Source organism: Micromonospora sp. NPDC005367 (assembly GCF_040606825.1).
Classification (GTDB): Bacteria; Actinomycetota; Actinomycetes; order Mycobacteriales; family Micromonosporaceae; genus Micromonospora.
Map to the genome: position 1 here is coordinate 120313 of NZ_JBEXFP010000008.1, position 17290 is coordinate 137602.

16 protein-coding genes and 1 tRNA gene are annotated in these 17290 nt (G+C 70.9%); 10 read left to right on the forward strand and 7 right to left on the reverse strand.

Annotated features, from left to right (window positions below):
• Window positions 1–9: 9 nt before the first annotated feature.
• Together ABZS42_RS08670 and ABZS42_RS08675 are read left to right on the forward strand one after the other, a co-directional pair.
• Complete coding sequence (locus ABZS42_RS08670) at window positions 10–987, forward strand: ArsA-related P-loop ATPase (RefSeq protein WP_355143324.1); 978 nt, start codon at window positions 10–12, stop codon at window positions 985–987.
• Between the two features lie 54 nt (window positions 988–1041).
• Window positions 1042–2193, forward strand: coding sequence for an ArsA-related P-loop ATPase (locus ABZS42_RS08675; protein ID WP_355143325.1), 1152 nt, complete (start codon window positions 1042–1044; stop codon window positions 2191–2193).
• On the opposite strand, the gene ABZS42_RS08680 is transcribed toward ABZS42_RS08675, so the two are convergent.
• On the reverse strand, window positions 2180–2491 hold the full coding sequence (locus ABZS42_RS08680) for a WhiB family transcriptional regulator (RefSeq protein WP_120680036.1): 312 nt from the start codon (window positions 2489–2491) through the stop codon (window positions 2180–2182). The two genes, ABZS42_RS08675 and ABZS42_RS08680, sit on opposite strands and share 14 nt — an antisense overlap.
• Window positions 2492–2895: 404 nt before the next feature.
• Here ABZS42_RS08680 and ABZS42_RS08685 point away from each other — a divergent pair, with 404 nt between their 5' ends.
• On the forward strand, window positions 2896–5349 hold the full coding sequence (locus ABZS42_RS08685; protein ID WP_355143326.1) for a transglycosylase domain-containing protein: 2454 nt from the start codon (window positions 2896–2898) through the stop codon (window positions 5347–5349).
• A 193-nt stretch (window positions 5350–5542) separates the two neighbouring features.
• Here the strand turns inward: ABZS42_RS08685 and ABZS42_RS08690 are convergent, their stop codons facing one another.
• A complete protein-coding gene (locus ABZS42_RS08690; protein WP_355143327.1) occupies window positions 5543–5998 on the reverse strand; it encodes a GatB/YqeY domain-containing protein in 456 nt (151 codons plus the stop codon).
• A gap of 25 nt (window positions 5999–6023) precedes the next feature.
• Between ABZS42_RS08690 and ABZS42_RS08695 the strand changes: the two genes are divergently transcribed.
• The 4 genes from ABZS42_RS08695 (at window position 6024) to mraY (ending at window position 8902) form a co-directional block, all read left to right on the forward strand.
• Window positions 6024–6917 carry a metallophosphoesterase gene (locus ABZS42_RS08695; protein WP_355143328.1) on the forward strand — a complete coding sequence of 298 codons (894 nt, stop codon included), beginning with the start codon at window positions 6024–6026 and terminating at the stop codon, window positions 6915–6917.
• A gap of 282 nt (window positions 6918–7199) precedes the next feature.
• A tRNA-Pro gene (locus tag ABZS42_RS08700) sits at window positions 7200–7276 on the forward strand.
• A 403-nt stretch (window positions 7277–7679) separates the two neighbouring features.
• Window positions 7680–7802: a hypothetical protein gene (locus ABZS42_RS08705; protein ID WP_355143329.1), complete on the forward strand. Its 123-nt coding sequence runs from the start codon at window positions 7680–7682 to the stop codon at window positions 7800–7802.
• Window positions 7799–8902, forward strand: a complete 1104-nt coding sequence (gene mraY, locus ABZS42_RS08710) for a phospho-N-acetylmuramoyl-pentapeptide-transferase (protein WP_355143330.1) — start codon at window positions 7799–7801, stop codon at window positions 8900–8902. The genes ABZS42_RS08705 and mraY overlap by 4 nt, the downstream gene beginning before the upstream one ends.
• Before the next feature lie 113 nt (window positions 8903–9015).
• On the opposite strand, the gene ABZS42_RS08715 is transcribed toward mraY, so the two are convergent.
• Window positions 9016–9540 carry a GNAT family N-acetyltransferase gene (locus tag ABZS42_RS08715; protein ID WP_355143331.1) on the reverse strand — a complete coding sequence of 175 codons (525 nt, stop codon included), beginning with the start codon at window positions 9538–9540 and terminating at the stop codon, window positions 9016–9018.
• 55 nt (window positions 9541–9595) lie between these two features.
• On the opposite strand from ABZS42_RS08715, the gene ABZS42_RS08720 reads away from it, so the two are divergent.
• Window positions 9596–10021, forward strand: a complete 426-nt coding sequence (locus ABZS42_RS08720) for a glutaredoxin domain-containing protein (protein WP_355143332.1) — start codon at window positions 9596–9598, stop codon at window positions 10019–10021.
• A gap of 110 nt (window positions 10022–10131) precedes the next feature.
• Here the strand turns inward: ABZS42_RS08720 and ABZS42_RS08725 are convergent, their stop codons facing one another.
• Together ABZS42_RS08725 and ABZS42_RS08730 are read right to left on the reverse strand one after the other, a co-directional pair.
• Window positions 10132–11328, reverse strand: coding sequence for a low temperature requirement protein A (locus ABZS42_RS08725; protein ID WP_355143333.1), 1197 nt, complete (start codon window positions 11326–11328; stop codon window positions 10132–10134).
• Window positions 11329–11410: 82 nt separating this feature from the next.
• Window positions 11411–11884, reverse strand: a complete 474-nt coding sequence (locus tag ABZS42_RS08730) for a hypothetical protein (RefSeq protein WP_355143334.1) — start codon at window positions 11882–11884, stop codon at window positions 11411–11413.
• 126 nt (window positions 11885–12010) lie between these two features.
• Here ABZS42_RS08730 and ABZS42_RS08735 point away from each other — a divergent pair, with 126 nt between their 5' ends.
• Window positions 12011–13294, forward strand: a complete 1284-nt coding sequence (locus ABZS42_RS08735) for an MFS transporter (RefSeq protein ID WP_355143335.1) — start codon at window positions 12011–12013, stop codon at window positions 13292–13294.
• A 275-nt stretch (window positions 13295–13569) separates the two neighbouring features.
• Here ABZS42_RS08735 and ABZS42_RS08740 read toward each other — a convergent pair whose 3' ends face one another.
• Window positions 13570–14349 (reverse strand): phosphodiesterase, encoded by a 780-nt coding sequence (locus tag ABZS42_RS08740; protein ID WP_355143336.1) that lies wholly within the window; start codon window positions 14347–14349, stop codon window positions 13570–13572.
• A 356-nt stretch (window positions 14350–14705) separates the two neighbouring features.
• Here ABZS42_RS08740 and ABZS42_RS08745 point away from each other — a divergent pair, with 356 nt between their 5' ends.
• A complete protein-coding gene (locus ABZS42_RS08745; RefSeq protein WP_355143337.1) occupies window positions 14706–16127 on the forward strand; it encodes a diguanylate cyclase in 1422 nt (473 codons plus the stop codon).
• A 100-nt stretch (window positions 16128–16227) separates the two neighbouring features.
• Here ABZS42_RS08745 and ABZS42_RS08750 read toward each other — a convergent pair whose 3' ends face one another.
• Window positions 16228–17289 (reverse strand): aspartate-semialdehyde dehydrogenase, encoded by a 1062-nt coding sequence (locus tag ABZS42_RS08750; protein WP_355143338.1) that lies wholly within the window; start codon window positions 17287–17289, stop codon window positions 16228–16230.
• Window position 17290: the final 1 nt, after the last annotated feature.

A 17290-nucleotide genomic window follows, 5' to 3' on the forward strand; every position in this document is an offset into this window, starting at 1 on the left:
GCTCGACGGGTGGGAGCAGCTGAGCAGCCGGCCGGACCGGCCGGTACCGCGTGGCCGGCCCGCCTGCACGTGGTCACCGGCAAGGGCGGCACCGGCAAGACGAGCGTGGCGGCGGCGCTGGCCCTGGCCCTGGCCGCCGGCGGGCGGAGAACGCTCCTGATCGAGGTCGAGGGACGACAGGGCATCGCCCAGTTGTTCGGCATCGACCCACTGCCGTACGAGGAGCGGCACCTCACCGACGCTCCCGACGGGGGCGAGGTGCGGGCACTGGCGGTGGACGCCGAGGAGGCGCTGCTCGAGTACCTCGACATGTTCTACCGGCTCGGCGCGGCCGGGCGGGCGCTGCGCAAGTTCGGTGCGATCGACTTCGCCACCACCATCGCCCCCGGCCTGCGGGACGTGTTGCTGACCGGGAAGGCCAAGGAGGCGACAACCCGCACCGTCGACCAGCGCCGGGTGTACGACGCGGTGGTGCTGGACGCCCCGCCCACCGGGCGGATCGGCCGGTTCCTCAACGTGACCGCGGAGACCGCCCGGCTGGCCAAGGTCGGCCCGATCAAGACGCAGAGCGAGGGTGTCGCCGCGCTGCTGCGCTCACCGATCACGGCGGTGCACGTCGTCACCCTGCTGGAGGAGATGCCGGTCCAGGAGACGGTGGACGCGATCGGCGATCTGACCTCCTTCGGCTTCCCCGTGGGCCGGATCATCGTCAACGGCACCCGTCCGCCGCTGCCGGCCGACCGGGTGGTCAGCGCCGCCGAGCTGCGCCGCGGCCTGCTCGCCGCGGGCCTACCCGCGGACCGGGAGACCGTCGCCGGTCTTCATACCGAGGCACACGATCAGGTCATCCGCCGGGAACTGGAGGATTCCCTCCGGGCCGACCTGGTAGAGCTGGGGCTCCCGATGACCGAGTTGCCGTTGTTGCCCGACGGGGTCGACCGGGCCGGGCTGGCCGCGCTCGCCGACGCCCTGCGACGAGCCGATTGACTCACACCTGTCCTCGGCACGGGCGCGCGGACCCAGCCGGCCCGATACGCTCGATTGGTGCCTTCTGCAGACGCGGCGCCACAGCTGGACGTCGACCAGATCCTCGCTGATCCGGGCGTCCGGATCGTGGTGTGCTGCGGTGCCGGTGGGGTCGGCAAGACGACCACGGCCGCCGCGCTCGCGCTGCGGGCCGCGGAGCAGCACGGACGCCGTACGGTGGTGCTCACCATCGACCCGGCCCGCCGGTTGGCCCAGTCCCTCGGCCTCACCGAACTGGACAACACGCCCCGCCAGGTGAAGGGCATCGACGTCGAGAGCAGCGGCGGCGAGCTGCACGCGATGATGCTCGACATGAAGCGGACCTTCGACGACGTGGTGCTGCAGCACACCGACCCGACGAAGGCCGCCGAGATCTTCGCCAACCCCTTCTACCAGGCCATGAGCTCGACCTTCGCCGGCACCCAGGAGTACATGGCGATGGAGAAGCTGGGGCAGCTGCACGCCCGGGGCGAGTGGGATCTGATCGTGGTCGACACCCCGCCGTCCCGCTCGGCGCTGGACTTCCTGGACGCGCCCGCCCGGCTCTCCCGTTTCCTCGACGGCCGGATGCTGCGCCTGCTGCTCGCTCCCGCGCGCAGCGGCGGCCGGAGCGTGTTCAGCCTGGTCACCGCGTCGTTCGGGATGTTCTCCAAGGTCGTGCAGAAGGTGCTGGGCGCTCAGTTGCTGACCGACCTCTCCGGCTTCGTGGCGGCGCTCGACTCGATGTTCGGCGGCTTCCGGCAGCGCGCCGAGCAGACGTACCGCATCCTCCAGGCCCGCGAGACGGCGTTCCTGCTGGTCGCGGCACCGGAGCCGGACGCGGTCCGGGAGGCCGCCTACTTCGCCAGCCGGCTGCACGAGGAGCGGATGCCGCTGACCGGCCTGGTGCTCAACCGGGTGCATCGGCCCGCGGTGCCGACGCTGGACGCGGCCAGCAGCCGGGCCGCGGCGGACCGGCTGGCCGAGCTGGGTGGGCACGAGGGCACCGCCGACTTGCTGCGGGCGCACGCCGCGCTCGCCCGTCAGGCGGTACGCGAGCAGCAGGTGGCCGCTCGGTTCACCGAGGCGTTCCCGCTGGTGCCGACGGTGTCGGTGACAGCACAGCCCGCCGACGTTCACGACGTCGACGGGCTGCGAACGATCGGCGCGGCGATCAGCCGGTCGTGACGAGGTCCTTGCCGGCCTTCTCCTTCGCGTTCTTCTTCATCGCCGCCTCGAACATCTTGCGCCAGCTCGTCACCTGCGGGTGACGGCGCAACAGCGCCCGCCGTTCGCGTTCGGTCATGCCACCCCACACACCGAACTCGATCCGGTTGTCGAGCGCGTCGGCCAGGCACTCGTACCGAACTGGGCAGCTCCGGCAGATCCGCTTCGCCACGTTCTGTTCGGCGCCCTGTACGAACAGCGCGTCTGGGTCCCCGTTCTGACACGCCGCCAGCGACGGCCAGTCAGCAATCATGCCCATGCGTACACGTCCCCCCTTGCAGTACCTACCGACCTCGTTGCGCGTCAGCCGGCAATCCCCCCGATCGCCCGCCCGGCCTTCCCCTAGGCGGCACGGACGACATGTGGCGCTGTCGCCGTCCACCATCATGCTCTGTAGTCACCCGATTACGCAACGTTGTCGGCCAAATCCATCATTCCGGACACTCCCGGCTTCCCGGGCCATCGACCGCCGCTTACCCCGCCCCAGTACGCGAAAACGCTGCGAAGACCCGTCTCGGGAAGGAAAACTCGCGGCAGGTCCCACGCAACCACGCACCAGGGGTCGTGCGTTTAGCACAACGAGGGCAGCGCGCGCAGGAAATGGGGAAAGAACGCCCCAGCGCCCCTCGTTCCCTACTCGCGTACCCTGTCGAGGTGACCTGGATGCGGAAACGTGACCACAATGTGCTGACCAACACCGCATCGCTACTCATATGTGGCCTACTGGCCGGCGTGGTGGTCGCAGCGGCGGCCTTCCCCGCGGTGGCGATGTCCGGACTGGCCGCGAAGGCCGGCGCGGAGACCTTCGGCGCTCTGCCCACAGAGCTGACCGTGGCCCGCGCACCGCAGATCACTTACCTGCTCGCCAAGGACGGCAAGACGCCGCTGGCCACCATGTACGACGAGAACCGTAAGGACGTCAAGCTCTCCGAAGTCTCGCCCTACATGCAGAAGGCCATCGTCGCGGCCGAGGATCACGACTTCTACAAGCACAACGGCGTCGACATCAACGGCGTCGCCCGCGCCTTCGTGAACAACCAGTCCGGCACCAACTCGCAGCAGGGTGCGTCCACCCTGACCATGCAGTACGTCCGGCTGGCCATCGCGTACTCGGCCACCCACCCGGCCGACGTGGTCGCGGCAACCGAGGACACCAGCGCCCGCAAGCTGCGCGAGATGCGCTACGCGCTCCAGATCGACAAGGAGCTCTCCAAGGACGAGATCCTGGAGCGCTACCTGAACATCGCGTCGTTCGGTAACGGCGCCTACGGGATCTACGCCGCGAGCCAGGTCTACTTCGGCAAGAGCCCCAAGAACCTCACCATCCCGGAGGCGGCCATGCTCGCCGGGATGGTCAAGGCCCCCAGCACCAACGATCCGACCACCAAGAGCGGTTACCCGCTCGCCCTTCAGCGACGCGACTACGTCATCCAGAACATGGTCGACATCGGCGCGATCACCAAGGAGGAGGCGGAGACCGCCAAGGACACCAAGCTGGTGGTCAAGGGCAAGCGGGCACCGAACGGTTGCGTGGCCACCAACAAGAAGGAGTGGGGCTTCTTCTGCGACTACTTCTACCGCTGGTGGTTGCAGCAGGAGACCTTCGGCTCCACCTCGTACGACCGGGAGCGGCGCCTCAAGAGCGGCGGCTACACCATCACCACCACCCTCGACGTCCAGGCGCAGACGGGGGCGGACAAGGCCGTACGCAAGGCGAAGAGCGTCAACAGCAAGGAAGCCGCGATGGTGGCCGTGGTCGAGCCGGGCAGCGGTCGGGTACGCGCGCTCGCGGTGAACCGGAACTACAAGCTCGACGACCCGAAGAACCCGCAGAACAAGCAGCACAGCGACCCGAAGCAGCGCGCGAAGGGCAAGCGCGGCAACTACCCGAACACGGTGAACCCGCTGCTCACCGGCGGTGACGGCATCACCGGTTACCAGGCCGGCTCCACCTTCAAGATCTTCACCATCGTGGCGGCGCTGGAGAAGGGCATTCCGCTCAGCTACACCTACAACGCACCGAAGCAGTTCAAGTCCGAATACATCATCGATTCCAGCAGCCCGGCTGCCTGCCCGGGCACGCACTTCTACTGCCCGACCAACTCCAACATGCAGCCGGGCGGCGTGCAGACCATGTGGAGCGCGTTCAGCGCCTCGACCAACACGTTCTTCGTGCCGCTCGAGCAGAAGGTCGGCGCCGAAAACGTGGTCGACGCGGCCAAGCGGATGGGCATCCAGTTCCGAGCCTCCAACGACGCCAAGTTCGCCGGTACCAAGGACGCCGCCCACCAGTGGGGCGCGTTCACCCTCGGGGTCTCGCAGACCACCCCGCTGGAACTCGCCAACGCGTACGCCACCCTGGCCGCGGACGGCAAGTACTGCGAGCCGATCCCGGTGCAGGAGATCCGCGACCCGGACGGCAAGAAGCTGGACATCGCCAACCCGCGTTGCGAGAAGCGGATCAGCACCGAGGTCGCCCGGGCCGCCGTGGACGCCGCCCGCTGCCCGGTCGGTGATAACTCCCCGACCACCAAGTGCGGCGGCACCCGTACGGCGTCGAACGTGCGCGGCTTCGTCGGCAAGCCGGTGGCCGGCAAGTCCGGCACCACCGACTCGGAGAAGACCGCCGCCCTGGTCGCCATGACCAAGCAGTACGCGGTGGCCGGCATCATGGCCGACCCGGACTGGCCGCAGACCAACAAGAAGATGGGGCACAACGTGCCCGACGGCATCAACCCGCCGGTCTACGAGACGCTGCGCGCCGCCATGCAGGGCAAGAAGGGCATCGAGTTCGAGCCGCCCGGTCAGAAGATCTCCAACGGTGACCAGCGCTCAATTCCCAACGTGAAGTGCCAGTCCGTCGACACCGCGAAGTCCCGGATCAACGGCGCCGGCTTCGAGGCCGTCGTCTCCGACGCGAAGGTCGCCTCCAGCTGCCCGCCCGGCACGGTCGCCGGCACCAGCCCCGACGTTCGGACGATCAAGGGCGGCGTGGTGACCATCCAGATCAGCAGCGGCGGTGGCGGCGGTGGACCCGGCAACGGCCCCGGCAACCCGCCGGGCAACCAGCCTGACCGCCCGGGCAACGACCGTCCGGGCGGCCGTCCCGGCGGCTGAGCCCCGCCGGTCCGGACACCCGACCTGAACGAAGACGGGCGGGCACCCTTCGTGGGTGCCCGCCCGTCCGCATGTAACGCACCCCGCGGCGCGCACCCGAGAGCGCGACAGCGCAGAGGGCTCTTTCAGCGAAAGCGTGGCCGTCGACGGCGCCCAGGCACTCCTTCCGCGAAAGAGTGGCCAACGGCCGGTGTCAGAGGCCGAGCTGGCGGCGTACCTCCGCGGCCACCCGGCCGCCCTCGGCCCGGCCCGCCACCGCGGCCTGGGCCGACTTCATGGCCGGGCCCATCTGCGCCTTGCCGGTGAAACCGCCCGCCGCCAGCGCCTGCGAAACCAGCTCGGCCAGCTCGGCGTCGGAGAGCTGCTTCGGCAGGTAACGCTCCAGCACCTCCCCCTCGGCGGTCTCCTTGGCGGCCTGCTCGGCGCGGCCGGCGTCCGCGAACGCGGCCGCCGACTCGCGGCGCTTCTTCGCCTCCTTGATCAGCACCGCGAGCACCTCGTCATCGGAGAGCTCGCGCTTCACCTTCCCGGCGACCTCCGCGGTGCCCACGGCGGCCAGCGCCAGCCGCAGGGTGGACGTGGTCAGCTCGTCACGCGCCTTGAGGGCGTTACGCATGTCAGCGGTCAGGCGGTCCTTCAGCGTGCTCATGGACGGTCAAACTACCCTGATCGGCATGCGAAAGCGCACAGTATTCCGGCTCGCGGCCACCACCGCCGCGGTGGGCGCGGCCACCCTGGCGTACGCGTCGCTCATCGAGCGCAACCTGTACACCCTGCGCCGGTACGACGTACCGGTGCTGCCGACCGACGCGGAACCGCTGCGCGTCCTGCACATCTCGGACCTGCACATGACGCCCGATCAGGCGCGCAAGCAGCGCTGGGTGGCGTCGTTGGCGGCCCTCGACCCCGATCTGGTCGTGGTGACCGGCGACAACATGGCGCATCCGGAGGCCGTACCGGGGGTGCTGCGCGCCCTGCAACCGCTGCTCGACTACCCCGGCGTCTTCGTGTTCGGCTCCAACGACTACACCGGCCCGGTCTGGAAGAACCCGTTCACCTACTTCCTTCCCGACCGGGAGTACGTCGAGGGCGTCGAGCTGCCGTACGAGGAGCTGCGCGAGGTGTTCACCGGCGCCGGCTGGATCGACCTCAACAACGCCCGGGCGACGTTGAAGGCCGGCGGGCGGCTCATCGACCTGGTCGGCGTGGACGACCCGCACGTCGAGCGGGACGACTACGCTGCCGTGGCCGGGCCGGTCGCCGCGTCCGCCAACCTGTCGATCGCGCTCACCCACTCTCCGGAGCCACGCGTGCTCGACCAGATGGCCGCGGACGGCTTCGGCCTGATGCTCGCCGGTCACACCCACGGCGGACAGGTCTGCATACCGGGCGTCGGGGCGCTCGTCACCAACTGCGGGCTGCCCAGGTCGATGGCACAGGGGCTGCACCGCTGGCCGGGCTCCGACTCCTGGCTGCACGTCTCCGCCGGTCTCGGCACCCACCCGACCGCACCGGTCCGGTTCGCCTGCCCACCGGAAGCGAGCATCCTCACACTCATCCCCCGCTGATCATTCACTCGCCCGCAGGCGGGCCGGCCTGGCTCGCACACGGGCGTACCCGGGCGCTGCGTCCGTGGCACCGCGGCCGGCTCGGGATCCGCCCGATTCCCCGGAATTCTCGGCGCGTGGTGGATCTCGGGCACCGACTTCAAGCGACTTGTCCGGATCTTGGCCCGACCCTGGCGGCGGTTGATCCAACTACCGGGCCGGACGGTCCGCGAAGGCGGCTCGACCCAGGGGGTACCGAGTTGGAGCGCCAGGGCGGGTGGGCTACTATTTGTCGGCACGCCTCGGGGTGTGGCGCAGCTTGGTAGCGCGCTTCGTTCGGGACGAAGAGGTCGTCGGTTCGAATCCGGCCACCCCGACCAGAGGTAACAGCAGGTCAAGGCCCCTCCACGGAGGGGCCTTGATTCGTTTCCAGAGGTCGCCGCTCCTCCTGAGGCAGCGAGAACGCAGCGGACGAGGCGAGCACCGTACGGTCCCGGTCCCGCGTCGAGTCGAGTGCGCGTAGCTCTCCAGGCGGCCGCGCTGGCACACCTCGCCCTGAACGCCATGACGCTCGGCCGTGTACCGCTCCTGGACGGATTGCCTCGCGCACACAGTCGACAAGGGACCATGGCGCCCGGGTTGTTCTTGCCGGTTCGGGCACGTGTTGAACCCCTGGCCGGCGCTGCGAGATCGTCGTTGGATTCCTGTCGGCGAGTCACGAACCACGGCGCCGCGAGATCCCGGGCTGCTCCGCTCGCCGTCCGGATGGCAAGCTCGTGTCTCGTGATCGACGATCTTGTTAAGGGCCATCTGCACGGCCAGCTCACATCGATACGTCAGGCGCTGATCTGGAAGCCCGGTGGGGACGTCGTGAGAATTCCGGATCTGGTGGAGGTTCGCCGGTGAGGGCCGCCATCGTCGCGGCCGGGGTCGCGTTCATCGTCTCCCTGCTCGGCACGCCACTGGCGATTCGCGTCTTCACCGCGCTCAAGGCCGGACAGCCGATCCGTTCCCTCGGCCTCGCCTCGAACGAGGGCAAAAGGGGCACGCCTGCGATGGGTGGCGTGGTGTTCATCGTGGCGACCGTCGTCGCCTACGTCGCCGGGCATCTAGCGCTGACCACGCTGCCCGAGGGGCAGATCGCGCAGGTGAAGCCGACCATGACGGGCATCGTCCTGCTCGGCCTCTTCGTCTTCTGCGGCGCGGTCGGCTTCGTCGACGACTTCCTCAAGGTCCGCCGGCGCAACTCCGACGGCCTGTCCGCCAAGGGCAAACTGCTCGGCCAGGCGATCATCGGCACCGGATTCGGCATCGCCGCGCTCTACGTGGCGAGCGCCAACGGCCAGACCGTGGCCAGCGAGCACATCTCATTCATCCGGGACATCAGCTGGCTGGACGTCGGCAAGGTCGGCTCGGTGATCGTGTTCGTATTCGTGATCACGGCGATGTCGAACGGCGTGAACCTCACCGACGGCCTCGACGGCCTGGCCACCGGAGCGTCGACCCTGGTGCTCGGCGCGTACGCGCTGATCGGGTACTGGCAGTACCGGCACTGGTGCGCCGACGAGACGTACGCCCGCGCGAACGACTACTGCTACCAGGTCCGCGATCCTCTGGAGATCGCCATGATCGCGGCCGCGGCCGCTGGCGCCTGCGTGGGCTTCCTGTGGTGGAACACGTCCCCGGCGCGGATCTTCATGGGTGACGTGGGCGCGCTCGGGCTCGGCGCGCTGATCGGCGGGCTCGCGGTGGCAACCCGCACCACGCTGCTGTCGATCCTGATCGGCGGTCTGTTCTTCATCATCACGGTCACCTGGGTGATCCAGATCGTCTCGTACCGGACCACCGGAAGACGTGTCTTCCGGATGGTGCCGTTGCACCACCACTTCGAGCTGGCCGGATGGAGTGAGGTCAATATCGTGGTCCGGTTCTGGATCGTGGCCGGCGTCTGCGTGGCGGCCGGCCTGGGACTGTTCTACTCGGACTTCTTGGCGGTCGTCGGATAGCGGCCCCGCGACAAGGCTGTGTCGTGCCGCCGACGGTGATCCGCCGGGCAGCTTGGTTCCCCACCGTCATCGGTGGCAGTTCGCTTCCGCCACCCGGATCGAGGGACCCGCTGCTACAGCTCGACCCAGTAACGTCGCACCGTGCCGAGTTCGGTGCCCCGGATGTCCTCCAGGACGCCGCCCTGGCGCTCGATCGTCCGCGCCGAGGCGGTGTTGTTCACCTCGCAGGTGATCAACACCCGGTTCATGCCGAGCGTGCGCGCCTCGTCGAGCATCCGGCCCAGCGCCCACGTGGCCAGTCCGCGGCGGCGCGCGGACGGCCGGATGCCGTAGCCGATGTGCCCGCCGATCCGCAGCAGGAAGTCGTCGAGCTCGTGCCGCAGGGCGATTCCGCCGAGCACCTGGTCACCCTCGACGATCCATCGGTACGTACAGTGCACCCGCCCGGCATCCAGAGGCTTCGTCGGATCCGACTCCTCCGTGAGCCGGGCCACCCAGGCGGTGAACCCGTCGGGCGAGTCCACCTCGTCGGACGGCCGCAGGCCGAAACCGTCCTCATGAACGCCGAGGCCCCAGTCGTCACGCGCTGCCAGCCAGGCGGTGTGGCGGCGAACGGTGGGGGCGATCAGCTCGGGCACCCGGCGACGATACCGGCCGACGCGGATCACGCGGCGGCGACTAGCATCCCGAGCTGTGCTGCGCAGTTGGGGTCCGCCGGGGTTGCTGCTGGCGAGCGGACTGTTCGCCGCGTCCGGCCAGCGCTCGCTGTGGGCCGGTGCCGTCTGGCTGGCGGTCCTCGCCGCGCTGGCGTTCGTGCTGTCGCCGCTGGCCTTCCCCCGTTCCGTGACGGCGCAACAGGCACAGCAGCACAGCGCGGCGGACGGTCGGCCGGTCGTCTACTGGCGGCCCGGTTGTCAGTACTGCCTCCGGCTGCGCCTCCGGCTCGGCCGTGCCGCCCGCCGGGCGCACTGGGTCAACATCTGGAGCGACCCGGCCGGGGCGGCGGCCGTCAGGGCGGTCGCCGGTGGGAACGAAACGGTGCCGACGGTGGTGCTGGCCGACGGTGAGCCGGCCGTCAATCCGAGCCCGGACTGGTTCCGAAGCCGGCTGGGACCGTAGCCCTCCGCCGCCCACCGTCGGCCGGCGACCTGCGGCGGGCAGCCGGGGACGCGGCGACACGGCCGGGGGCGGCGGCCGACGCGGGGCTCCGACCCGGCTGACGCGGCCGATCAGCTCGCCGGCTCGGCGGTGAGGGACGCCGCCAGCTCGCCGTACCTCCGCTCCACCGCACACTGCACCGCCAGTGCCACCACCAGCAACGCCAGGGCGGAGAGCGCGGGCAGCAGCCGGGCCGGGGCCATGAGAAGCAGCAGTACGACGGCGCCGACGACCGGCGGCAGCGCGGTACGGCCGACGGCGAGCCGCAGGCAGAGCCCACGACCGACGAGGTAGAGCGCGGCACCACCGTAGAGAGCCACGACGCCCGGCAGGCCCAGTCGATCGGCGGCGCCCTGGTGGATGAGCATGGCCAGCACCTGCTCGATGCCGAGCGCGATGTACATGATTCCGGCGATCATCGGCAGGTGGGCGAAGGTGAAGGCGTCGGTGGCGATGGTGCCCAACCGCGGCCGGGGCGCGGTCGCCATGATGCGCTCGATGACCGACGCGAACCGGTCGAAGTACAACCGCCACAGGCATACGCTGACCACGAAGCCGAGCAGCGCCGCCAGCAGCACCCACCAGGTGGCCAGCTCCGCACCGGCACCGAGACCGATCGAGATCAGTGACTCGCCGATCGCAATGATGATCACCAGGCGGTGACGCTCGGCGAAGTGGCTGACGCTGCGTAGTTCCCACGGGCTGTAGCCGGAGGCGATCCGCTCGCCACCGACGTCGACCAGGAACACCACCGCCCAGAGCACCGTCTGCGCCATGCCGCCGACCAGCGCGCCGGCCACCAGCGGGAGCGACGCCAGCGCCAGCGGAACCAGGCTGAGCCGGAGCGTGCGGGTGAGCTGAGGGCTGCGGGACACGTACAGGTAGAGCGTCATGTGCAGGACCCGTACGACCAGGTAGGCGGCGGCGATCAGGAGCGGGGCCGGCAGCGGGTTCTCCTCCTCCTGCCAGGCGTCCGGAATGGCCAGCGCCGCCACGAAGAGTGCCGCCATGGCGGTCATGGTGCCGGTGCGGATGAGACCGACGTCGGCGCGCGCCTCGTTACCCAGCCAGGCGTACGCGGACCAGGAGAACCACAGCAGCAGGATGAGGATCAGCCCACGGAGCATGGTGATGGCGGCGGGGGTCTGCGCCATGAACTCGACGGTCCGGGTGAGCGCGAAGACGAAGACGAGATCGAAGAAGATCTCGAAGTTGGTCGTCCGGTGCGTCTCCTCGGTCGTCTCGTAGCGGTACCGGGGGATGCGCACCCCGTCATCTTCGTGGCCACGACCAGCCGACGAGGCCGGTTCGCTGAACGAGCCGACGAGGCCCGTTCGGCAGCGACGGCGCTCAGTCGTGCCGTTCGGCGCGCTCGATCTCGGCGAACGCCGCGACGAGGTAGGCGTCGAGCGGCCGGCCGGTGTGGGCCGACAGGTCGGCGACGAGCAGCGGGGCGTGCCGGGCGATCGCCGGTGGGTCCGGCGGCGAATCGTCGCCGTCCGGGTCGTACACGCCGAGCGCACCGGCGAGCAGGACCAGCAGCACGTGCGGATCGACGTCCGAGCGCCACTGTGCCGCGCCGCGGGCGCAGCGTTCCAGCACCTGTCGGACGTCGTCGCCGTCCACGCCGTCCGGGTGGCTCTCCTCGAGCAGCAGCCGGACCACCGCGCCGAGTACCAGCCCCGACCGATCGGCCGTCGCCAGGCGCGCCACCGACTCGTCGTACGCCCGCGTGTCACGCTGCCGTGCGGCGCTGACCGCCTCGACGGCGCTCTCCGCGATCTCGCGGGCGGAGGCGGGCAGATGACGCCAGGTGGTGGTCACCCGGTCAGCATCGCAGAGGGGTCGGACACCGGCCGGGGTGGGATCGATCACGAACCGGCGTTCCGCCGGGCGGGACGAAGATTAATCGAGTCGCACACTGTCACAGCCGACGCAGAGAATGCGGACATGCTGCGCCGCGCCCTACCCCGCCGTCCCGAAGCCCGACGCATCCTCGTCGGCACTCTGCTCTCGGCGATCGGGCGCGGTCTCACCCTGCCGTTCCTCTTCATATACCTGACCGACGTGCGGGGGCTCACCGACGCCCGCGCCGGCCTGGTGATCGGTTGGTACGGCGCGGTCACGCTGGTGCTGTCGCCACTCGGCGGCACCCTGATCGACCGGTTCGGTGCTCGGCGGGTGGTGCTCCCCTGCCTGCTGATCGAGGCCGCAGGCACCGGCTCGCTCGCCCTGGTCCACTCGTCCGCGTCCGCGTTCCTGGTGGTCACGGTGATCGCGATCGGCAGTTCGGCCATCTGGTCCGGGCAGAACACGATCCTCGCCTCGCTGACCGACGACGGCGAGCGGCAGCGCGTCTTCGGGCTGAACTTCGCCCTGCTCAACCTCGGCATCGGCATCGGCGGCATGACCTCGGGCGCGATCGTCGACACGGGCCGTCCGGTGACCTTCCAGACGATCTACCTGCTGGACGCGGTGAGCTACCTGATGCCGGCCCTTATCCTGCTCACCCTGCCCGGCGTCGGCCGCCGGATCAGCGCGGCCGTGGCGGGTGACCGGCCGTCCGGGGGCGGCTACCTCACGGTGCTGCGCGACCGTCCGTTCCGCCGACTGGTCATCTTCGGTCTGATCCTCACCACCTGCGGCTACGCGCAGATCGAGGTGGGCTTCACCGCGTACGCCGTCCGGGTCGTCGAGGTGAGCCCCCGGGTGGTGGCCTGGGCCCTCGCCGCGAACACCGTGATGATCGTGCTCGCGCAGCTGGTGGTGATCCGGCGGCTGGAGGGGCGGAGCCGGACCGGAGCGCTCGCGGCGGTGGGTGCGGTGTTCGCCGCCGCCTGGCTCGTCCTGGGTGCCGCCGGTGTGGTCGGTACGGGCAACGCGCTCGTCGCCGCGCTCGGCGTGGTGGCCTGCTCCGCGATCTTCGGCTTCGGCGAGACGATGCTCTCACCGGTCATGCCGGCGCTGACCAACGCGCTCGCCACCGACGAGCTTCGCGGCCGCTACAACGCGATGAGTTCGATGATCTTCGGTATCAGCGGGGTCATCGGCCCGGTGACCGCCGGCCCGTTGATCGGCGCGGCCGACGGCAAGGTGTGGGTCGTGGCCGTCGTCGTCGGTTGTCTGCTCGCCTCCGTGGTGGCGCTCTCCCTGCGCCGCCTGCTCGCCCCCGCCGAGGACGGCCGCACCCGCGACGTCGAGGTCGTCCCCGAACCCGCCCCCGCCTCGGCCTGACCCCGTGCGGGGCGCGCGCCCCGCCCGCACAACGCCCTCGCACACCCCACGCGCGCACGCCGCCCCACCGCGCCGGCACACCGCACGCGCCCTACCGTGGGCACCGCGCTGCGTCTTCCAGCCGGGAGTGAAGATCACGCTGGAACTAGGAAGTAGTGGCATCCCGGGCCGCAGGATGCCACTACTTCACGGAACGAGCGCGATCTTCACGGCTGGGAGGGCGCCGACGGCGCAGGACGGATCGGTCCGCGTGTGCGACCGGGGCCGACCGTGATTCAGAAACCGCAGGTCTGCCCGGCGGAGTGGCTGACCTGGACGGTGTGCGTCACGCAGTTGCCGTCGGCCACCAGGTGCAGCAGGAACCCGGTGGGCTCGGTGACCCAACCGATCGGTTCGTCCGAGGTCATGGTGAGCGACGCCTGCCGCCAGGTGCTGGGCGCGGTGGTGAGCACGGTACCGGCGAACGCCGCGGTGACCGGGCGGTGCAGGTGGCCGGCGCCGATCCGGACCACGTGCCGGTGCCGCCCGACCACCTCGGCGAGCGCGTCGGCGTCCGCCAGCCCGATCGCGTCGGCGGCCGGTAGCCCCACGAGCACCGGCGGATGGTGCAGGAAGACCAGTGCCGGCACGTCCGGCCGCCCGGCCAGCACGCCGTCGAGCCAGCCCAGCTGCTCCTCGCCGAGCTGCCCGCCGTCCGCGCCCGGCACGAGGGAGTCCAGGACGATGACGGTGGCCGCAGGGTGGTCGACGTGGTAGTACGCGGAGAAGCCGCCGCCGAGCCACGGCGTACCGCCGAACTGGTCGAGCAGCGACTCGCGGTCGTCGTGGTTGCCCGGTGCCAGGTGCACCGGCAGCGGGAATCGGCCGATCACCTCCCGGAGCGTGAGGTACTCGTCGGGTCGCCCGCGGTCGACGAGGTCACCGGTGATCACCACGCAGTCGGGACGGGGCCGCAGCGCGAGCACCCGGCCGAGCGCCTGGTGCAGCCCGGTGGCCGGGTCGGCGGCGAGCGGACCGGTGGTCAGGTGCGGATCACTGAGCTGGGCGATCAGCATGCGCGCCTCCTCGCGGACGAGGTCTTCACGCTACCGCCGTGGCCGCCCGCCGGTGGGGCGACGGAGAGCCACGGTCGTCGCCGGTCCCGGCGGCTGCGGCCCAGCGGGACGGCTCGCGTCGTACACCTCGGTGGCGCTGGACGAACTCCGGGCGACGAGCGCGTCGCCGGGCCGACCGGTCGCTGTCGCCCCACCGGCGCCGCGCCATCCACCGGCGCTGTCCACAGCCTGTGGATAGCACATGTGTACGAAGGGCGTGCGCGATCTTGATCGCGACGGCACCGGTCGCGTCATGAGTACGCTTGGTCGCAGGTTCGGCACCGGCCGACCCCACCCCTACCTGGAACGACGAGCGAGTGGATCACCAGCGGATCATCCGTGACGTCACGGCCGACCTTCCCGCGGCCACAACCGCCCTCGACGCCTGCCAACGTTTCGTCACCGCGCTCGCCGGGCACACCCCGGCGGCCATCTCGTTGCTGCTCCAGGTCCAGGGCCGGTTGCGCTGTGTCGCGGCCACCGGCGCCTGGCAGATCTTCTCGACCGTGCCGCCGAAGACCGGCATCGTCGGCCGGGTGTACGCCACCGGCGAGACCGCCGTCGTGCCCGACGTCGCCGCCGACCCGGACCACCTGCCGATCCGACCGGACGTGACCGCCGAGATCTGCGTACCGGTCGTCGACCCGGCCGGGCGAGCCGTCGGCGCGCTGGATCTCCAGTGGAGCGCACCGGTCGACCTGGCACCGTGGCGAGTCACCGCCGAGCGGCTGGCCGCCCGCCTCGGCGCCCGGATCCTGGCGCTCGGCGGACCGCCGCCCGAGAGCCGAAGCGAGAAGCTGCTCCGGCACGCGGCTGCGCTCTCCGCCGCGACGACGGACTGCGATCTGATCACCTCGGCGATCTGCGCCGCCCGTGACGTCTCCGCGCTCTCCGCCGCGGTGCTGCTGCTGGACGGTCCCGAGACGTCCCGCCTCTGCCGACCACCGCGCACCCCGGGTGAGTTGGAGGACCGGATCCGCGCCGAACTGACCGAGGCCGGACCGGTGGCGCTGGACCGCATCGTCGAGCTGGTCCACCGGTACGGCGCCGGCTACACGCTCGGCGAGGCCGGGCAGCCGCCGACGGAGGAGTACGTTCCGCTCTCCCACGCGGGCGTACGCACGCTGGTGGCGGTCCCGCTCGGCCCACCCGACGGCGGGGGCGTGCTGCTCGTCGCCGACGAGCGCCTGCTCCGCCCGGACCCCACCACGGTCAGCCTGATGGAACTGCTCGCCGGTCAGGCCTGGAACAGCCTGGACCGGCTCCGCACCCTCAACAGGCTGCGCGAGCAGGCCAGTTCCGATCCACTCACCGGGCTGCGGCACACCGGCCCGTTCGGCAAGCGGATCGCGACGGCCACCCCGGGGCGTACGGCGCTGCTGGCGATCGACGTGGACGGCTTCAAGACGGTCAACGACACGTACGGGCACCAGGCCGGCGACCGGCTGCTGATCGGCCTGGCCCGGGCGCTGGAGAGCGCGCTGCGGCACGGCGACGAGTTGTACCGCATCGGTGGCGACGAGTTCGTCGCGGTGATCGAGGTGAACCGTCCGGAGGAGGCGGTCCGGATCGCCGAGCGGCTGACCGAGGCGGCCCGGCGTACCGGCCGCACGATCAGCGTCGGGGTGGCGCTGCCGCGCCCGGGCGAATCCGCCGAGGTCACCCTCCGCCGCGCCGACCAGGCTCTCTACACGGTCAAGCGGCAGGGCCGCGACGGCGTACGGCTGGCCCCGGCCTGACCCGCCCCGGAACCGCGCAGCCGCCGTTCGCCTCCTCCGGCGGCTTCCCGGTCCCGGCCCGGCGACGGGTCTGCGCGCGGCAGCCGGTCGAGCGGCACGGTCAGGAACGGGACAGCTCGCCGGCCAGGAGTTCGGCGATCTGGGCGGTGTTCAGCGCCGCGCCCTTGCGGAGGTTGTCGCCGGTGATGAAGAGGTCCAGGGCGCGCGGGTCGTCCAACGCCCGGCGAATCCGGCCGACCCAGGACGGGTCGGTGCCGACCGCGTCGATCGGCATCGGGAACTCACCGGCGGCCGGATCGTCGACCAGGATCACACCGGGGGCGTTCCGCAGCACCTCGCGGGCTCCCTCGGCGTCCACCTCGGTGGCGAAGACCGCGTGCACGGCGACCGAGTGGCCGGTCACCACGGGCACCCGTACGCAGGTGGCGGAGACCTTCAGGTCGGGCAGGCCGAGGATCTTGCGCGACTCGTTGCGAACCTTCATCTCCTCGGACGACCAGCCGCCGTCGGCGGGCGAGCCGGCCCACGGCACCACGTTCAACGCGAGCGGGGCCGGGAACGGGCCCAGCTCGTCACCGACCGCCTGCCGGACGTCGCCCGGCCGCGAACCGAGCACCCGGTCACCGGCGATCTTGCCGAGCTGGGCGTGCAGGGTGTCCACGCCGGCCTGACCGGCGCCGGAGACTGCCTGGTACGAGGAGAGCACCAGCTCACGCAGGCCGTACTCGCGGTGCAGCGGGGCGACCGCGACGATCATCGCGAGCGTCGTGCAGTTGGCGTTGGCGATGATGCCCTTCGGCCGGTTGCGTACCTGCTCGGGGTTGATCTCGGGGACCACCAGCGGCACGTCGCGGTCCATCCGGAAGGCCCCGGAGTTGTCCACCACGACCGCGCCACGGTCGACCGCGACCGGCGCCCACTGCGCCGACACCTCGTCCGGTACGTCGAACATCGCGACGTCGACGCCGTCGAACGCCTCCGGCGTGACGGCCTGGACGGTCAGCTCGTCGCCCCGGCAGCGGACCTGCCGCCCGACGGACCGCTCGGAGGCGAGCAGCCGGATCTCGCCCCAGACGTTGCGACGGCCGGTGAGCAGCTCGCACATGACGGTGCCGACGGCACCGGTCGCCCCGACGACGGCGAGGGTGGGCAGGTCGCCCATC